The organism is Pararhodobacter sp. (assembly GCF_034676545.1).
In the GTDB taxonomy this organism is placed as follows: domain Bacteria; phylum Pseudomonadota; class Alphaproteobacteria; order Rhodobacterales; family Rhodobacteraceae; genus Pararhodobacter.
In genome coordinates this window covers 3,109,182-3,126,638 of the sequence record NZ_JAUCBZ010000015.1, presented here as the reverse complement: position 1 = coordinate 3,126,638, position 17,457 = coordinate 3,109,182, and the positions used below count along the sequence as shown (strand labels likewise).

Below are 17,457 nucleotides of genomic sequence, written 5' to 3'. Positions count from 1 at the left end.
CCCCTGATTTTAATGTTGAAGAATTGACATTTGGCTAAGCGATTTCGACACGTCCCTTAGCGAGAAACGGCATCCATGCAAAATCGCGCTGCGATCTTTTTCATCCTGATCACACTGACGCTGGATGCCATCGGCTTTGGCCTGATCATGCCGGTGATGCCCGATCTGCTGCGCGCGGTTACCGGCGGTGACCTGGCCAGCGCGGCGTTGTGGGGCGGGGCCTTGGTCGGCGGGTTTGCGGTGATGCAATTCCTGTTCGGCCCGGTGATCGGCAACCTGTCGGATCGCTTTGGCCGCCGACCCGTCCTGCTGGTGTCGCTGGCGGTTCTGTCGGCCGATTACGTCGTGCTGGCGCTGGCCGGTTCGGTCTGGTTGATCTTTGCCACGCGGCTGGTGATTGGCGCGGCCTCGTCCACCTATGGCACGTCGATGGCCTATATCTCGGATATCTCGACGCCCAAGGAAAAGGCGCAGCGCTTTGGTCTGGTGGGCGCGGCGTTCGGCACGGGCTTTGTGCTGGGCCCGGCAATTGGCGGGATGCTGGCCGAATATGGCGTGCGCGCGCCGTTCGTGGCGGCGGCGGTGGTCTCGGGGCTGAACATGCTGTTCGGCGTTCTGGTGCTGCGCGAATCGCTGAGCGCGGAGCACCGCCGTCCGTTCGAGCTGCGGCGCGCAAACCCGTTCGGCGCGTTCAAGCACATCGGCAAACTGCCCGGCCTCGGGCGCTATCTGACGATCTACACGGTGCATGAGTTCGGCTTTGCCGTCTATCCGGTGATCTGGGCCTATTTCACCATTGCGCGGTTTGGCTGGACACCGGGGCAGGTGGGGTTGTCGCTGGCGTTTTATGGCGTGGGCTTTGCGCTGGTGCAGGGGGTGCTCATTCGGGTGGTGATCGCGCGGCTCGGACGGCGGGCGGCGATGTTCATCGGGTTCATAGCGGGTTTTGCCTCGTTCTCGACGCTGATCTGGCTGGAAAGCGGGGTTCTGGCGCTGGTGATGATCCCGATCTCGGCGCTGTCCGGGCTGGTGATGCCGGCGCTGCGGGCGGAAATGTCGGATATGGTGTCGAGTTCGCAGCAAGGCGAGCTGCAAGGGGCCTTGGCCTCGTTGCATGCTGTCGGCATGATTGTCTCGCCGTTTGTCTACACATGGACCTTTGCACTGTTCACGGGCGAGGACGCGCTGTGGTTTTTGCCGGGCGCGGTGTTTGCCATTCCGGCGGCGCTGAACGTGGTCTCGTTTGTTTTGTTGCGCAACACGAAGAAAAGGAAAGCGCCATGAATCTCTCGATCTTGGCAAAGGCGCGGGCCGAGGCGGGCAAGCCGGTGCGCGTGGCGCTGATCGGCGCGGGTAAGTTCGGCGCGATGTTTCTGGCGCAGGCGCCGCATATCGCCGGGCTGAGCGTCACGCATATCGCCGATCTGGACCCTGAACGCGCACGCGCCGCCTGTCGCGCGGTGGGCTGGACGCCCGCCCGCATCGCCGCGACGGTGTTTCTGGACGACGGGCTGGACGCAGCCCGCGCGCCCGTCGATGTGGTGATCGAGGCGACCGGCGCGCCCGAGGCCGGGCTGAACCACGCGCGCGCAACGCTGGATGCCGGGCGGCATGTCGTGATGGTCAATGTCGAGGCCGATGTGCTGGCCGGGCCGGTGCTGGCTGCGGAGGCGCGCGCCGCCGGGCTGGTCTATTCGATGGCCTATGGCGACCAACCCGCGCTGGTGTCCGAGATGGTCGATTGGGCGCGGGCCAGCGGGTTCAGCGTGGCGGCGGCGGGGAAGGGCACGAAATTCCTGCCCGCATACCATGAGGTTACGCCGGACGGGGTTTGGGACCATTACGGCCTGACGCCGGACCAAGCGGCCGAGGCGGGGATGAACCCGCAGATGTTCAACAGTTTTCTGGACGGCACGAAATCGGCGATTGAAGCGGCGGCGATTGCCAATGCCTGCGGCCTCGATGTGCCCGACGCGGGGCTGGCGTTTCCACCCTGCGGCGTCGATGATCTGGCGCAGACCCTGCGTCCGCGCGCGTTGGGCGGGCACTTGGCGCGCGATGGCATGGTCGAGGTGATCTCGTCGCTGGAGCGCGACGGCCTGCCGGTGTTTCGTGATCTGCGCTGGGGGGTCTATGTGATCCTGAAGGCGCAAAACGACTATGCCGCGGCCTGTTTCAAGCAATACGGGCTGCCGACCGACAGCACCGGGGCCTATGCGGCGATGTACAAGCCGTTCCACCTGATCGGCATGGAATTGTCGGTCTCGGTCCTGTCGGCGGCCCTGCGGGGCGAGGCCACGGGCAGCACGCGGGACTGGCGCGGCGATGCGGTGGCGGTGGCCAAACGTGCGCTGACGGCGGGTGAAATGCTGGATGGCGAGGGCGGCTATACGGTCTGGGGCCGGGCCTGCCCGGCGGCGATCTCGGCGCGGGACGCGTTGTTGCCGATTGGCCTTGCGCACCGGGTCCGGGTGCGGCGCGACGTGGCCAAGGGGCAGGTGTTGCGCATGGCGGATGTCGATCTGAACGACAAGGCAACCGGGGTTCGATTGCGCCGTCAGATGCTGGCATCCGCCGTGACAGGCGCCGCTTTGAGGCGCGGGTGAAACAACAGGGTTGTTTTTTGATCAAATTCCTCTGACACTTGCCCTCTGACGAAATCCGGGCTGCCGGGGTTTTGTGATTCTGACCCACTGGACGCTCAGAATGGCGACAGGATAGACTGTAAAAAACCGGGGCGGAAAACTGCCTTTGCCGACTCGAGCCTTGCGGATTTGTGCGGGCTTGCCAACAAGGAGACTTTGAGTTGATGAAACGTTCTACATTGGCCGCAACGCTGGCCTGCCTTGCCCTGCCAGCCCCCGCGCTCGCGGAGGGATCGCTGCACCTGTACATCTGGTCGGACTATATCACGGACGCGGCGATCGACCGTTTCCGCGCGGAAACCGGTATTGATGTGTCGGTTGATGTGTATGATTCGAACGAGACCTTGGAGGCGCGCTTGCTGGCCGGAGCCTCGGGGTATGACGTGGTTGTTCCCACCGCCGACTTCTTGCAGCGTCAGGTCGCGGCGGGCGTCTATGCGCCGCTGGACCGCGCGCAATTGCCCAACTGGAGCAATATGGACGAAGGGCTGATGTCACGCGCGGCCTCGTTCGATCCGGGCAATGAGCACGGCACGATCTATATGTGGGGCACCACGGGGATCGGGTATAACATTGACATGATCGCCGAACGTCTGGGCGCGGATTATGAGGTCAACAGCCTCGAACTGCTGTTTGACCCTGAGATCGCCTCCAAAGTGGCGGATTGCGGCATCACCATGCTGGATGCCCCGGTTGAAATGATCCCGGCGGCGCTGGCCTATCTGGGTCGCGATCCGCAGTCACATGCCCCGGAAGATCTGGAAGCGGCGGGCGATTTGCTGACCCAGGCGCGGGAAAACGTGCGCTATTTCCACTCGTCACAATATATCGGCGATCTGGCGAATGGCGAGGTCTGCGTGGCCTTCGGCTATTCGGGTGACGTCTTTCAGGCGGCCGCCCGCGCCGAGGAGGCCGACCGCGGGGTGAACGTGTGGTATGCGATCCCTGAGGAGGGGGCCGTGGTGTGGTTTGATTTGCTGGCCATTCCCGCCGACGCGCCAAACCCGGAGAACGCGCATCGCTTCATCAACTACCTGATGCAGCCCGACGTGATCGCGGAAATCACCAACTACGTCTGGTATGCCAACGCCAACCGCCCGTCATGGCCGCTGGTTGACCCGCAAATCACCAGCGACCCGGCGATTTTCCCGACTCAGGAGGTCATGGATCGCCTGTTCACGCTGGTGCCGTATGATTCGCGCACCGATCGCATTGCGACGCGTCTGTGGACGCGTGTGCGCACCGGTCAGTAACCTTTTGGCCCCGCCCGCCGGTGATCACATCGCGGGCGGGGCATCCTTTAGCACTGGTGGAGTCTTGCGATGACCACTCCGGCAATCGCCGCGAATACCCGACCTTGGCGCGATGCAGACGCCACGCCGTTCATTTCGATCCAGAACATCACGAAACGTTTTGGCGACGTCACCGCGGTCAAGAACGTCTCGCTCGACATCTTTCGCGGCGAGTTGTTCTGTTTGCTCGGCGGGTCGGGCTGCGGGAAATCGACCTTGCTGCGCATGTTGGCCGGATTCGAGCGCCCCTCCGAGGGGCGGATCCTGATCGACGGGCAGGATATGGCAAGCGTTCCCGCGGACAAGCGCCCCACCAACATGATGTTCCAGTCTTACGCGCTGTTCCCGCACATGAGCGTGGAAAAGAACGTGGCCTATGGGCTGCTGCGCGAAGGGAAAACCAAGGCCGAGGCGTATGAGCGCGCGGGCGAGATGCTCAAGATGGTCAAGCTCGAGACACTCGGTAAACGCAAGCCGCACCAGCTTTCGGGTGGCCAGCGGCAACGCGTGGCGCTGGCCCGCGCGCTGATCAAGCAGCCGAAATTGCTGCTGCTGGATGAGCCCTTGGGAGCGCTGGACAAAAAGCTGCGCGAGGAAACCCAGTTCGAATTGATCCGCATACAGGAATCGCTGGGCGTGACCTTTATCGTCGTGACCCATGATCAGGACGAGGCGATGACCCTGGCCACAAGGATCGGCGTGATGGACGAGGGCGTGATCAAGCAAGTCGGCGAGCCGCCCGAGATTTATGAAACACCCTCGTCGCGCTTTGTCGCGGATTTCATCGGCTCGGTTAACTTGTTCGAGGGTGTTGTCGGCCCCGCGGCCCCCGATTTCATGCGGGTTGAAACCGCCGATCTTGGCCCGGTTCTGGTGCCGCCGGTTGCCGGCCTGACACAGGGGCAGACCGTCTGGCTGGCGCTGCGGCCCGAGCGCGTCACCCTCTCGCGGACCCCGCCGCAGGGCGTGCCGAATGCCGTCAAGGGCCTGGTCGAAGACGTGGGCTATGTCGGCCATTTGTCGAGCTACCGGGTCCGCCTGGCCACGGGCCGGGTGATCAGCGTGACGCAAACCAGCAAGTTGCGCGACGACGATCCGATCACATGGGACGAACACGTCCATGCCTGCTGGAACCCGTCGGCCGTTCGGGTGCTGACCCAATGAGCGCCGCGGCCTCTGTCTGGTCCAGCGCCCGGCGGATCACGCTGCTGGTTTTCGCGGCGCTTGCGGTTCTGTTGCGGCTGGGGACCCTGCCAATGGCAGAGGCGACGGCCTCGCCGCTCTCGCTGCTGCTGGCCGCGGCGGCGCTCTTGCTGCTCGCGGTCGAGGTCGGCGACCGGATCGGGGTCTCGCGCCGCTGGCTGGTGATCGCCGTGCCGATGCTGTGGCTGTTCGTGTTCTTTGTCGTGCCCTTCCTCGTGCTGGGCCGCATCTCGCTGGCCGAGACCATGATCCGCCGCCCGCCCTATAGCCCGCTGTGGGAAACCGACCCGGACGGTGGGTTGACGATCATTGCCAGCCTCGACAATTACCGCTTCCTGCTCAGCGATGCGCTGTATCGCAACGCTTACCTCTCCTCGATCCGCGTCGCCGCGATCTCGACATTCTTTGCACTGCTGATCGGCTACCCGATTGCCTATTACATCGCCCGCTCGCCCGAACCCCGGCGCACGGTGCTGCTGCTGCTGGTGATCCTGCCGTTCTGGACCTCGTTTCTGCTGCGCGTCTACGCCTGGATCGGCTTCCTGCGGCGCGACGGGGTGATCAACAACATCCTGAGCTGGCTCGGCGTGATCGACGAGCCGCTGGTGATGATGCAAACCGATTTCGCGGTCTATATCGGCATCGTCTACACCTATCTGCCGTTCATGATCCTGCCGCTCTACGCGACATTGGTGAAGCTGGACGATTCCCTGCTGGAGGCGGCCGGCGACCTTGGCGCCTCGCCCACCGTGACCTTCCTGACCGTGACACTGCCCCTCTCGCTGCCGGGGATCGTGGCGGGCTCGATGCTGGTGTTCATCCCGGCGATCGGCGAATATGTCATCCCGGCTCTCTTGGGCGGGCCGGATACGCTGATGATCGGCCGGGTGCTGTGGGATGAGTTCTTCTCGTCGCGCGATTGGCCCGTGGCCTCGGCGGTGGCGATTGTCATGCTGGTGCTGGTGGTGGTGCCGATCATGTGGCTGCAATCCGTGCAAAACCGAGAGGTGCCCAAATGATGCGTCGGGGCTTGTTCCTGCCGATCGTCGCCACGCTGGGCTTCGTGTTCCTCTACGCGCCGATTGTGTCGCTGGTGGTGTTTTCCTTCAACGAAAGCCGCCTTGTCACCGTCTGGGGCGGGTTTTCGACGCGCTGGTATGGCGAGTTGCTCAACGACGGACAGATGCTCGCGGCGGCCTGGATCAGCCTCAAGGTGGGCGTGATCAGCGCGACGGTGGCGATGATCATCGGCACATTGGCGGCGTTTGTGCTGACCCGGTTCCCGCGGTTCAAGGGCAAACTGATGCTGACCGGCATGGTCACCGCCCCGCTGGTCATGCCCGAGGTGATCACCGGCCTGTCGCTGCTGTTGCTGTTTGTCGCGATGGAATCCGTCCTGGGTTGGCCCGCCGGGCGCGGTCTGACGACGGTGGTGATTGCCCATGCGACCTTCTGCTCGGCCTTTGTCACGGTGATCGCGCAATCCCGGCTGCGCGATATGGATGAAAGCCTCGAGGAAGCCGCGCGCGATCTGGGTGCGGGGCCGGTGCGGGTGTTTTTCGACATCACCCTGCCGGTGATCGCACCGGCGCTGATCTCGGGCTGGCTCCTGGCCTTCACCTTGTCCCTCGACGACCTCGTGATCGCCAGCTTCGTCTCGGGCCCCGGCGCCTCGACCCTGCCGATGGTGATTTTCTCCAAGGTGCGGCTGGGGGTCAGCCCGGATGTGAACGCACTGGCGACCATCATCATCGTGATTGTCGCGGTTGCCGTGACCGTTGCGGGCCTGTTGCTGCGCCAGCAGAGCAAAAAACCCTAGGCTCCCCACATCATCTTGCCAAAAATACTCTGGGGGGTGAATTCGGCGCAGCCGAAGAGGGGGGCAACGCCCCCCTTCCTTCTGCCTGCGCCACCAGGCGCAGGCGCGCATCAGACACAAACGCAGACCATTCTCGCCGCAACCCTCCACTCGGAGGCTTGACGTCACGCGCATCGCTTTCCATAAATATGACATCACATTCATTTCCTGAACCCCATGACCCAGCCATCGCGCAAAGCCCGAACACCGCAACAGGATCTGGACCTGCGGTTCGCCAATGACCTTTTGCGGGCGGCGGCCGGGTGTCGCAAGGGCGCGCGAACCAAGGCGGCGATCCAGAGCGCGCTGTGCACCCGTTTGGAAACATCATCGCCCGTCGCGCTGACGGTGGCCGAAATCTGTGACGCGGCCGGGGTGGCGCCCGGCACGTTCTACATTTATTTCCCCGACCGCAACGCCTTGATCGGCGATGTCATGCTGCGCTTTATCGCCTTTATCCAACGGCAGATGCGACAGGCATCGCGGCAGCAAGCCGATGATCCGGTCCGCGCGGCGACCGCGACCTATGTCCAACTGTTCGAGAGCAACCTCGGCCTGATGCGCTGCTTGCTCAACCATCCCGAAGGCATTCCAGAAGCGCAGGCGGCGTTTCAGACCTTGAACCGGGACTGGCTGGAAAGCGCGGTTTCGACCACCAAACGGCACTGGGCGCGGCAGGGCAAAGCCGCTGACCACGACGACCTGATGCGCCGCGCCTATGCCTTGGGCGGCATGACCGATCAATATCTGAGCGGCCTGCTGCTGTCTCAAGACCCGAACATGCAAGCGATTTCGCGCGACCGCGATCTGGTGATCGAGACGCTGACCATGCTCTGGCAGCGAGGGATGGAACCATGACCCTGTTACCCGATGCCGAGACCCTGAGTGCCGCTGACTTGCCGCCGATCCTTCAGGCCGCTTGGGACCGGCAGCGCGCCTATGTTCGCGAGAACTCGGTGTTCTACCGCAATCTCTGGGCCGGGGTCCCGCCGCCCGAGGACCTGCGCGACCTTCCGGCGTTGCCCTTGTCCGACAAATCGCAACTGCGGGTGTCGCAGGCTGATCACCCGCCGTTCGGCACCTATCTTGCGGCGGACCGGACGCAGGCCGTGCGCCTGCATCGCACCTCCGGCACCACCGGGCAGGCGATGAATCTGGCGCTCTCGGCGCGCGATTGTCGCGTTACCGAAATCGTCGGCGGGCGCGCGCAACGGCTGGCGGGGCTTGGCCCGGGGCACACGGTCGTGCATTGCCTGAATTATCAGATGTGGATGGGCGGGCTGACCGATCACCTGACCTTGCAGGAAACCGGCGCGCTGGTGATTCCGTTTGGCGTTGGCAGCACCGAACTGTTGGTGCGCACCATTCTCGAGGTCGGCGTGACGGCGATTTCCTGCACGCCGTCCTACCCGGCCGTGCTGGAGCGGGTGATTGCCGAGCGCTTTCCCGGTCTTGCGCCGCGCGATCTGGGGCTGAAACTGGGCCTGTTCGGCGGCGAGGCGGGACTGGATGATCCCGCCTTGCGCGCGCGGTTGCACGACACCTGGGGCTTCGCGCCACGCAATGCGAATTTCGGCGTGTCGGATGTGTTTTCCAATTTCGCCGCGCAATGCCCCGACGACACGCGGTTGCATTTTCTGGCGGCGGATGTGCTGTACCCTGAACTGATCGACGCCGATACCGGCGCGCCGCTGGCTCTTGTGCCGGGGGCGACGGGTGAGCTGGTCCTGACGCATCTGCTGCGCGATTGTCAGCCGCTGGTTCGGTTTCGCACCGGCGACATCATTGCCATCGACGAAACCGAGCCTTGCCGATGCGGCTGTACCGGGTTCCGGTTTCGGGTGGTGGGCCGCTCGGATGATATGATCGTCGTGCGCGGGCTGAATGTGTTTCCAACGATGGTCGGCGCGGTGGTCAGCGGCATCGCCGCCTTGACCGGCGATTTCCGGATCGTTCTGACGACCCCGCCGCCGCATGATGTCTTGCCGGTTCACGTCGAACTGGCGACAGAGCACCCGCCGGGCGCCGGGCTGGCCGAACAGATCGCGCGCCAATTCAAGCAAGCCCTTGGTGTCACCGCCAAAGTGACCGTGCTGCCCAAAGGGTCCTTCGAGGTGACCGAGGGCAAGACCCGCCGCGTCATAAGGAGCTACCAATGAGCGCCGCCCGATTCGACACGATCCTGAGCACGCTGGACGAGAACGGGGTCCGGGTGATTGCGCTCAATCGCCCGAGCCGCCTGAACGCCATGAACCGGCAGTTGATCGACGAAGTCGCCCGCGCCTTTGACCATGCCAACGCCGACCCGGCGACGCGCGCAATTCTCTTCACCGGCGCGGGGCGGGCGTTCTGCGCCGGGGATGATCGGCGCGAGCATGTTCACCCGACGTCCGACGCCGACGCCCGCGACCTTGTGCAAGCCATCCAGCGCGCGACGCAGGCGATCACCTTTGGCGCCAAGCCGGTGGTTGGGGCGATCAATGGCTGGGCGGTCGGCGGTGGCTTTGAATGGGCGATCAATTGCGACTTTCCAATCTGGGGCGAAAGCGCCAAGGGGTTTTTCCCGGAAGTATCGCTCAACCTGTTTGTGACGGGCGCCGTGACATCGCTGTTGCCGGCGATGGTGGGCTTGCACAAGGCCCGCGAGATGTTGTTTTTCAGCGAGAAATACAGCGCCCGCGAGCTGTTGGCGCTTGGTGTCGCCTGGAAGGTGGTGCCCGATGACCGGCTGCTTGCCGAGGCGCGCAAGACCGCCGAACGCCTGGCGGCTCTGCCAATCCTGTCGGTGCGCGCCATGAAACGCGTCCTGAATGCCACTGCGTCAACCGATCTGAACCGGGCCTTGCAACTGGAAACCGAGGCGACGGTGGCCGGGTTCATGGATCCCGAGACGACGCGGCTTTTGCGGGACTTCTGACGCCCGCAAAAGCCCCGAAGGTGCGCTATCCCGCGCCGATCAGAGCACCCGCCGCAAAGACCAGAGCGCCCCCCAGAACGACCTGGAATGCCGCGCGCATGAACGGGGTTTCCATGTATTTGTTCTGGATCCAGGCGATCGCCCAGAGTTCGACAAAGACGATGATCATGGCGATGATCGTGGCGGTCCAGAAGTCGGTGATCAGATAGGGCAGGGCATGGCCGAGCCCGCCCAGGGTGGTCATCACCCCCGAAGACAGCCCGCGTTTGACGGGCGAGCCGCGACCCGAGAGTTGCCCGTCATCCGATGCCGCCTCGGTGAAGCCCATCGAGATGCCCGCACCGACCGAGGCCGCCAGGCCGACCAGCAACGTGGTGTGCGTGTCCTGCGTGGCGAACGCGGTGGCAAAGATCGGCGCGAGGGTTGACACCGAGCCATCCATCAACCCGGCCAAGCCGGGCTGCACCCATGTCAGCAAGAACTGACGGCGTGCGGTTTCATCCTCGATGGCGCGGGCATCGTCGCCCAGATGCTTTTCTTCCAGCCGCCCGGCGGTGTTCTGATGCGCGGCCTCGGCAGCGGCCAGATCGCCCAGCAGCTTGCGGGTCTCGGCGTCGGTTGTGCGGGCGGCGGCGGTCTCGTAAAAGGACTGCGCTTGGCGCTCCATGGCCTCGGCCTCGCCGCGGATTTGCTCGAGGCTCATGGTTTCCATCAGCCAGACCGGCTTGCGGGCGTAATACCCGGCAACATGTTCACGCCGGATCAGGGGGATGACCTCGCCAAAGCGTTTCTTGTGGCGGTCGATCAAGCGATTGCGATGCGAGTCTTCCTCAACCGCCATCTCATCGAAAACGGCGGCCGAGGCCGGGAATTCAGCGCGCAGCCGCTCGGCATAGGTGCGATAAATCCGGGCGTCGTCCTCCTCGGAGGAAATGGCGAGGGCCAGAATTTCTTGTTCGGACAAGTCGCGGAAACGACGGCGATTTCCATAGCCGGGGATCATCGGGCACCTCTTTCAATTTGGAGCCATTCTAAACTGTGGCGGGCCGGGTGCAAGGGGCGGCGCGCGGTCGCGGGTGCGCGCGGCGCGTCGTGCAGGGCGCGTCGCGGGCAGTCGACCTTGACAAAGGGTCGGCTTTTCAGAGGTTTGGCGATCAGGCTTGGGCGCGGCTTTAGGGCGTGGCGTCGCGACAGGTGAGTATTTGAAGGCAAGATGAAGAGGCCGGCTTGCAAGAGGAACGGGCGTGTTTGCCGCATATCCTGGGTCCCGTGACACAGAGTTGTCTTGCCCGGCGGCCTGTTTCGGTGGTTACATGAGGGTGCGCAGATCAGGACTTCACGGGAGTCGGTTTCCGGCCCCGACATGCTGACGCGGAGGATGTATGGGCCATCACAGGATCGCCGGGTCATTCTTTCTGGCCCATGTCATTGCTGCCGGGGCGCTCGTGCCCGGCGAAACGCAGGCGCAGACCCAGCCCCAATGGCACCTTGTCGGGCAGCTGGAGCTGTCGCCGGGTGAGGTGATCGGGCCGCTTACCGTCTCGCCCCTTGGTGAACTGGTCGCGGGAACCGCCTGGAACCCGGCGGCGCGGTTTGCCGGCCGGGTGTGGAGCACCCGCGACGGGTTGCAGATTGCCGACCTCGATCAGCCATTTCAAGCGCTGTTGGAGATCAATTTTGCGCAGGCTCCTTATGATCCGAACACGTTGCAATCATCGGTCTATGCCCATAGCCGCCGCGAATTGCGCAGTTGGCTGATCGCCGACGGCACGTTGACGGGTGGTTTTGAGTTCGACGCCGATATGCTGGCCACGGATGCCTTGTTGGTGCCCTACCGCGAGGCGTTCTTTGTCTCGCAAGAGTTCGGGGATCTGCCGATCTATTCCACGGATGGCGAGGTGATCGGCGCCGTCGAGGTTGACGCCATGCGCCCGCATGCGGGGTTGCGTTTGTCGGAGGACGGCACATTGCTGGTGGTCGATTCCGGGGCTTTCACCCTGAGTACGCTGACCGCCAATCTGACCGCGCCGTGTCCGGCGCCTGGATGCTCGGAGGACCCCGTGCAGCTTCCGGGTTCGTACGGTCCTTATGAGAAATTGCTGGCGTTCGATGCCCGAAATGCGCGTCTTGCCACGTTGCCGGAGGTGAACCCCGAGCGCGCCGGGTTTCAGGACGGGCCATTCCGGGCGGTGGCGGAGCCCACGATCCGGATCTGGAGCGATATCGAGACCTGGACCAGCACAACCGCGCCCGATCTGGAGATCACGGGCTTTGTCAGCGACGTTACATGGGCGCAATTCTCAGCGGATGGCACCCGTCTGTTGACGCTGGAGGACGCTGGACATCTGGCGGTCTGGGACACTGAAAGCGGCCGGCAGGTGTTCCGCCTTGTGGCTGTGGAAGACGCGCGCGTCGTTGCGGCGCACCTCATCCCGAACAGCAAGAGCCTGTTCGTGCATTGGTCGTCCGGCGTGTCGCAGATCGTCGGGCTCGGTCAAGGCGCGGTGGAGCAAGAGTTCCCCCAGCCGAATGCCGATGTCGTGGTCTCGCCGGACGGGCAGACCCTGATCACCTATGCAATCGGCGAGGCCCCCGCCCGGGTCTGGCGGCGGCGCTGACCGAAGCTGTTGCGCGAGCCGGATTGGGCACGCGTTCGGCTTGGAAGGGGCAGTCGTGGCGACGGCGTGAGGCGCTGGTTTTTGAGTATTTTTGGCAAGATGAAATCGGGTGCGAGGGGCTTTTGATGCGTCACGGGCGGAGAGCGTTGGTGCTGGGGGATTGTCCGCGCGCGTGGGCCTTGCGGGGTTCGTATGCCACGGGCGTGACGCAATCCGAAGGTCCGCGATGCGGAGCAAGGACGCCCGGATTGGTGTGCGCCCGGCGCGATGTTATTTGCACGCTCGTAAGTGTCGGTCGGAGTTTGCGACGAAACGCGGGATGCGAGCGCTGTCGTGTCGCCTAAATGTTATCGGGTTGCGGCATGCCGAGGACGTGGTAGCCGCTGTCGACCATGAGGATGTCGCCGGTCGTGCAGGCGCCGTAATCTGATGCCAGGAACACGGCGGCACCGCCCACGGCCTCGAGAGTTGCGTTGTGGCCCAGCGGGCTGTTGGCTTCGGTGTGGCGGTAGGTTTTGCGCGCGCCGCCAATGGCCGCCCCGGCCAGCGTTTTCATCGGGCCCGGTGAGATGGCGTTGACGCGCACAGCTTGTGGCCCGAGGTCATTGGCGAGGTAGCGGACCGAGGCCTCCAGGGCGGCTTTGGCGACGCCCATCACGTTGTAGAACGGCGTCACACGATTCGATCCGCCGTAGGTGAGGGTGATCAGCGAGCCGCCGTTGGGCATGAGTTCCGCGGCGCGGCGCGAGACGTCGATGAAGGAATAGCAGGAAATATCCAGCGAATTCTTGAAGTTGGCGCGGCTGGTGTTGGTGAAACGGCCTGTTAACTCGTTCTTGTCAGAATAGGCGATGGCATGGACCAGAAAGTCGATGCTGCCCCAGCGATCCTTGAGCGCGGCAAACGCCGCATCAAGGCTTTCATCCGATGTCACGTCGACATCGACCAGAAAATCCGACCCGACCGAGGCGGCAAGCGGTTGCACCCGTTTGCCGAACGCGTCGCCTTGATAGGAGAATGCCAGTTCGGCCCCCTCATGCGCCAGTGCCTTGGCGATGCCCCAGGCGATGGAGCGTTCATTGGCCACACCCATGACCAACCCGCGTTTCCCGTTCATCAGATCGGCCATGCGTTGATCCCCTTATGTGTCGAATTTTGACATGACCAAGGTGGCGTTCGTGCCGCCAAAGCCAAAGCTGTTGGACAGCACGCTGTCATGCTCGACGTTTTCGCGCAACTCGGTGCAAATCTCATCGGCGTGGATTTCCGGGTCCAGGTTGGTGATGTTGATCGACGGCGCAATGAAGTTGCCCTGCAACATCAGCAGCGAATAGATCGCCTCATGCACGCCCGTCGCGCCCAGCGAGTGTCCGGTCATCGATTTGGTCGAGGCGATCGGCGGCGTCTTGCCTTCGCCAAAGACGCGGCGCACGGCCTTGACCTCGGTCACGTCGCCGGCAGGGGTCGAGGTGCCATGTGCGTTGATATAGGTGATCTTGCGGCCTTCGGGCAGGGTGCTGACCGCGAGACGCATGGAGCGCTCGCCGCCTTCACCCGAGGGCGCGACCATGTCATGCCCGTCCGAGGTGGCACCGTAACCGGTGACTTCGGCGTAGATTTTCGCGCCGCGCGCCAGCGCGTGGCTGAGTTCCTCGAGCACGACAACCCCGCCGCCGCCTGCGATGACGAACCCGTCGCGCGAGGCGTCGAAGGTGCGTGAGGCGGTCTCGGGCGTGTCGTTGTACTTGGACGACATCGCACCCATCGCGTCAAACAGACATGACAGGGTCCAGTCGAGTTCCTCACCGCCGCCGGCAAAGACGATGTCCTGCTTGCCCATCTGGATCTGTTCCACGCCGTTGCCGATGCAATGCGCCGAGGTCGAGCAGGCCGAGGTGATCGAATAATTCACGCCCTTGATCTTGAACGGCGTCGCCAGGCAGGCCGAGTTGGTCGAGGACATGCAGCGCGTGACCATGAACGGCCCCATCCGCTTGGGCGCGCCTTTCTCGATGACGATCTGATGCGCTTGGAAGAAATTCGAGGTCGACGGCCCGCCAGAGCCCATGATCAACCCGGTGCGCTCATTCGAGACATCGCGCTCCTCCAGCCCCGAATCCGCAATGGCGTGCTGCATCGACAGAAAGTTATACGCCGCACCCGGACCCATGAAACGCAGGTCGCGCTTGTCGATATGCGCGGTCAGGTCGATTTGCGGCATGCCGTGAACCTGGCTGCGAAACCCGTGTTCGGCGTATTCGGGCGAGAAAACGATCCCTGATTTCCCGGCGCGCAGATTGGCTTCAACTTCGGCGGCAGTGTTGCCGATGGGCGAGATGATCCCGATCCCGGTTATGACGACGCGGCGCATGGCAACTCCCTGTTATCTTGGCGAGGGGTTTTTACTGACCCATTCCCCAAAAAGCTACCGGATATTTTTGGCGGTAACCATGCCAAGTTGCCGCAATCTTGCGCGAAACAGAGGCATGGGCCGAATTATCGGTCGAACTTGGACCCGTGTCGGCCGGCAACAGGGCGCGCGGCGCGCAAGTCACACCCGTCGCTGCAATGAGTGCATTCAAAATACCACGCGTCATCTCGGGTGCTCGGGCGATTGCGCGATCTTGCAGGTGTCGAAAACAAGCGGAACGCGATGATGGACGCCCTGCGCGCTCCATGATCCTGGTTGTGCCGCCCGCGCATCGTCTTTGTTCCGCGAAATATCCTCGGGGGTGAATGGCGCGCCTGCGCGCCAGAGGGGGCAGACAGCCCCCTGACTTGGGCGCTGCGGCACGCAGCGCCCCCGGGTCGCCCGAAGGCCGCGCGCCAGCGCGGTCCTGAGGTGCGAAACCCACCCCCCTTGAGCGGTCGAGGGCTCAGCCCTCGGACAGCGCGACCTTCATGTCTTTGACAACATAGATCACCTCGCCATCGGCCTCGACGATCCCGTCGGCAACCCCCATCGTCAGGCGGCGAGTTTGGATCGCTTTGGTGAAATCAACCTTGTAGGTCAACAGCTTGCGGTCCGGGCGTACCATGCCGGTCAGCTTCACCTCGCCGACGCCCAACGCATAGCCACGCCCCTGCCAGCCGCGCCAGCCCAGGTTGAAGCCGGTCAATTGCCACAAGCCGTCGAGGCCGAGGCAGCCGGGCATGATCGGGTTGCCGGGAAAATGGCAGTCGAAGAACCACAGATCGGGCGTGATGTCGAACTCGGCGGTGATATGGCCCTTGCCGTGCAAGCCGCCATCGGCGGAAACATCGGTGATGCGGTCCATCATCAGCATCGGCGGCGCGGGCAGTTGGGCATTGCCGGGGCCAAAAAGTTCGCCTCGGGCACAGGCCAAAAGGCCCTCTTTGTCAAACTGCGTTGGATATTGCGCCATGTGTCGATGTCCTTTCCCGGGTCTAAGCCTTTGTTCCCGTCTATCATTCATGGTTTGAGCCTGACAAGTCGCGGCTTGCCTCGGGGCGGTCTGGCTGGCCACGCGAGGAGCATTGAAACCCGCATGCTCTGCGCATAAGATGTGGCATGATTGTTGATTTCGCTCCTCAAACCGAACAGTCCCAGAGTTGCGCGACGCAATGGTTGTCGCAGGCCGGCTTGCGTCCGACGCGCCAGCGGTTGACGCTGGCGGCCTTGGTCATGGGGGACGGCCAGAATCGCCATGTCACCGCCGAGGGGTTGTATGCGGCGGCGCTGGAGTGTGGCGAAAAAGTATCGCTGGCGACGGTTTACAATACCCTGCGGGCGTTTCGGGATGCGGATTTGTTGAATGAAATCACGGTAGACGCTTCGCGCAGCTATTTCGACACACGGACCGATGATCACCCGCATTTCTTTTGGGAGGAGACCCAGACCCTGAGCGACGCGCCCTCGGAGGAGCTGGAATTCCGCCGCTTGCCCGCCACGCCCGACGGCTGCGAAGTGGCGCGGGTTGACGTGGTGATCCGCCTGCGTCGCGCTTCCTGACGCCTTTCTGAACATGCTGTCCTATCAACATCTCTACCATGCCGGGAACGCCGCGGACGTGCATAAACATGCGTTGCTGGCGTGGATGCTGGAGTATCTGACACAAAAAGACAAACCGCTGACCTATATCGAGAGCCACGCGGGCCGCGGGCTTTATGATCTCAGCGCGCCGGAGGCCGAGAAAACCGGTGAGGCGGCGCAGGGGATCGACCGCCTTGAGGCGGCGTTTGCGGCGGATCACCCCTATCGGCGGGCGCTCTCGAAAACGCGGGCCACGCATGGGGCGCGGGCCTATCCCGGGTCTCCGATGATCGCGACGGCTTTGCTGCGCGATCAGGATACGATCCATCTGGCGGAAAAACACCCCGGCGAATTCGCGGCCCTGGCCGAGGCGATGCTGCCCTTTTCGGCGCGGGTGCATAAGGTGGACGGGTTCGCCAAGACCCATGAGCTGACCCCACCCACGCCGCGCCGCGGGATGCTGCTGATTGATCCCAGCTACGAGATCGCCTCGGATTACGCGGAGATGGCGCATTTCGTGTCGCAGATCGCCCGCAAATGGAATGTGGGGATCATCGCGCTGTGGTATCCGATCCTGAGCGATGGGCGTCATTTCCCGATGCTGGGCGCTTTGGGACAGGCGCATCCCGACGCCCTGCGCCACGAAGTGCGGTTCCCGCCCGCGCGGGAGGGGCATCGGATGGTGGGGTCGGGGCTTTTTGTGATCAACCCGCCCTGGGGGCTGGCCGAGGAAGCCGCGCGTCTGGACCGGATATTTTCGCAATCGGGGTGATCTTGCGGGCACGCGTCGCGTGAGGTTTTTTGAGCACGCCCTTTGGGGCGTGCGGGTTCAAGGGGCTTTGCCCCTTCTGGCCTGCGGCCATTCATCCCCAGGATATTTGAAGAACAAAGACGGCTGGCGTTGAAGGGCGGGCGTGTTTGCGCTATTTC

The 17,457-nt window shown here is 63.6% G+C and carries 16 protein-coding genes; 12 read left to right on the top strand and 4 right to left on the bottom strand.

Annotated elements, in window-relative coordinates:
* Positions 1–75: 75 nt before the first annotated feature.
* The 9 genes from VDQ28_RS18770 (at position 76) to VDQ28_RS18730 (ending at position 9,915) form a co-directional block, all read left to right on the top strand.
* Positions 76–1,284 (top strand): TCR/Tet family MFS transporter, encoded by a 1,209-nt coding sequence (locus VDQ28_RS18770; protein WP_323037375.1) that lies wholly within the window; start codon positions 76–78, stop codon positions 1,282–1,284.
* Complete coding sequence (locus VDQ28_RS18765; RefSeq protein WP_323037374.1) at positions 1,281–2,606, top strand: NAD(P)H-dependent oxidoreductase; 1,326 nt, start codon at positions 1,281–1,283, stop codon at positions 2,604–2,606. The genes VDQ28_RS18770 and VDQ28_RS18765 overlap by 4 nt, the downstream gene beginning before the upstream one ends.
* Before the next feature lie 203 nt (positions 2,607–2,809).
* Positions 2,810–3,898 carry a polyamine ABC transporter substrate-binding protein gene (locus tag VDQ28_RS18760; RefSeq protein WP_323037373.1) on the top strand — a complete coding sequence of 363 codons (1,089 nt, stop codon included), beginning with the start codon at positions 2,810–2,812 and terminating at the stop codon, positions 3,896–3,898.
* A gap of 69 nt (positions 3,899–3,967) precedes the next feature.
* Positions 3,968–5,101, top strand: a complete 1,134-nt coding sequence (locus VDQ28_RS18755; RefSeq protein ID WP_323037372.1) for an ABC transporter ATP-binding protein — start codon at positions 3,968–3,970, stop codon at positions 5,099–5,101.
* Positions 5,102–5,316: 215 nt separating this feature from the next.
* Positions 5,317–6,159, top strand: coding sequence for an ABC transporter permease subunit (locus tag VDQ28_RS18750; protein ID WP_323038159.1), 843 nt, complete (start codon positions 5,317–5,319; stop codon positions 6,157–6,159).
* Complete coding sequence (locus VDQ28_RS18745; RefSeq protein WP_416349404.1) at positions 6,156–6,959, top strand: ABC transporter permease subunit; 804 nt, start codon at positions 6,156–6,158, stop codon at positions 6,957–6,959. The genes VDQ28_RS18750 and VDQ28_RS18745 overlap by 4 nt, the downstream gene beginning before the upstream one ends.
* Positions 6,960–7,175: 216 nt before the next feature.
* Positions 7,176–7,856, top strand: coding sequence for a TetR/AcrR family transcriptional regulator (locus VDQ28_RS18740; protein WP_323037371.1), 681 nt, complete (start codon positions 7,176–7,178; stop codon positions 7,854–7,856).
* On the top strand, positions 7,853–9,157 hold the full coding sequence (locus VDQ28_RS18735; protein WP_323037370.1) for a phenylacetate--CoA ligase family protein: 1,305 nt from the start codon (positions 7,853–7,855) through the stop codon (positions 9,155–9,157). The genes VDQ28_RS18740 and VDQ28_RS18735 overlap by 4 nt, the downstream gene beginning before the upstream one ends.
* The gene (locus VDQ28_RS18730) at positions 9,154–9,915 is read left to right on the top strand and encodes an enoyl-CoA hydratase/isomerase family protein (protein ID WP_323037369.1); all 762 of its coding nucleotides are present in this window, start codon (positions 9,154–9,156) and stop codon (positions 9,913–9,915) included. Before VDQ28_RS18735 ends, VDQ28_RS18730 begins: the two co-directional genes overlap by 4 nt.
* Before the next feature lie 25 nt (positions 9,916–9,940).
* On the opposite strand, the gene mbfA is transcribed toward VDQ28_RS18730, so the two are convergent.
* Positions 9,941–10,918, bottom strand: coding sequence for an iron exporter MbfA (gene mbfA, locus VDQ28_RS18725; protein ID WP_323037368.1), 978 nt, complete (start codon positions 10,916–10,918; stop codon positions 9,941–9,943).
* A 379-nt stretch (positions 10,919–11,297) separates the two neighbouring features.
* Between mbfA and VDQ28_RS18720 the strand changes: the two genes are divergently transcribed.
* Entirely contained in the window at positions 11,298–12,533 is a 1,236-nt protein-coding gene (locus tag VDQ28_RS18720) for a hypothetical protein (protein ID WP_323037367.1), read from the top strand.
* A 340-nt stretch (positions 12,534–12,873) separates the two neighbouring features.
* Here the strand turns inward: VDQ28_RS18720 and VDQ28_RS18715 are convergent, their stop codons facing one another.
* The 3 genes from VDQ28_RS18715 to fabA form a co-directional block, all read right to left on the bottom strand.
* A complete protein-coding gene (locus tag VDQ28_RS18715) occupies positions 12,874–13,662 on the bottom strand; it encodes an enoyl-ACP reductase FabI (RefSeq protein ID WP_323037366.1) in 789 nt (262 codons plus the stop codon).
* 12 nt (positions 13,663–13,674) lie between these two features.
* Positions 13,675–14,904 carry a beta-ketoacyl-ACP synthase I gene (gene fabB, locus VDQ28_RS18710; RefSeq protein WP_323037365.1) on the bottom strand — a complete coding sequence of 410 codons (1,230 nt, stop codon included), beginning with the start codon at positions 14,902–14,904 and terminating at the stop codon, positions 13,675–13,677.
* 505 nt (positions 14,905–15,409) lie between these two features.
* Positions 15,410–15,919, bottom strand: a complete 510-nt coding sequence (gene fabA, locus VDQ28_RS18705; RefSeq protein ID WP_323037364.1) for a bifunctional 3-hydroxydecanoyl-ACP dehydratase/trans-2-decenoyl-ACP isomerase — start codon at positions 15,917–15,919, stop codon at positions 15,410–15,412.
* Between the two features lie 146 nt (positions 15,920–16,065).
* On the opposite strand from fabA, the gene irrA reads away from it, so the two are divergent.
* A complete protein-coding gene (gene irrA, locus VDQ28_RS18700) occupies positions 16,066–16,506 on the top strand; it encodes an iron response transcriptional regulator IrrA (protein ID WP_323037363.1) in 441 nt (146 codons plus the stop codon).
* A gap of 13 nt (positions 16,507–16,519) precedes the next feature.
* On the top strand, positions 16,520–17,299 hold the full coding sequence (locus VDQ28_RS18695) for a 23S rRNA (adenine(2030)-N(6))-methyltransferase RlmJ (protein WP_323037362.1): 780 nt from the start codon (positions 16,520–16,522) through the stop codon (positions 17,297–17,299).
* The last annotated feature ends 158 nt before the right edge of the window (positions 17,300–17,457 follow it).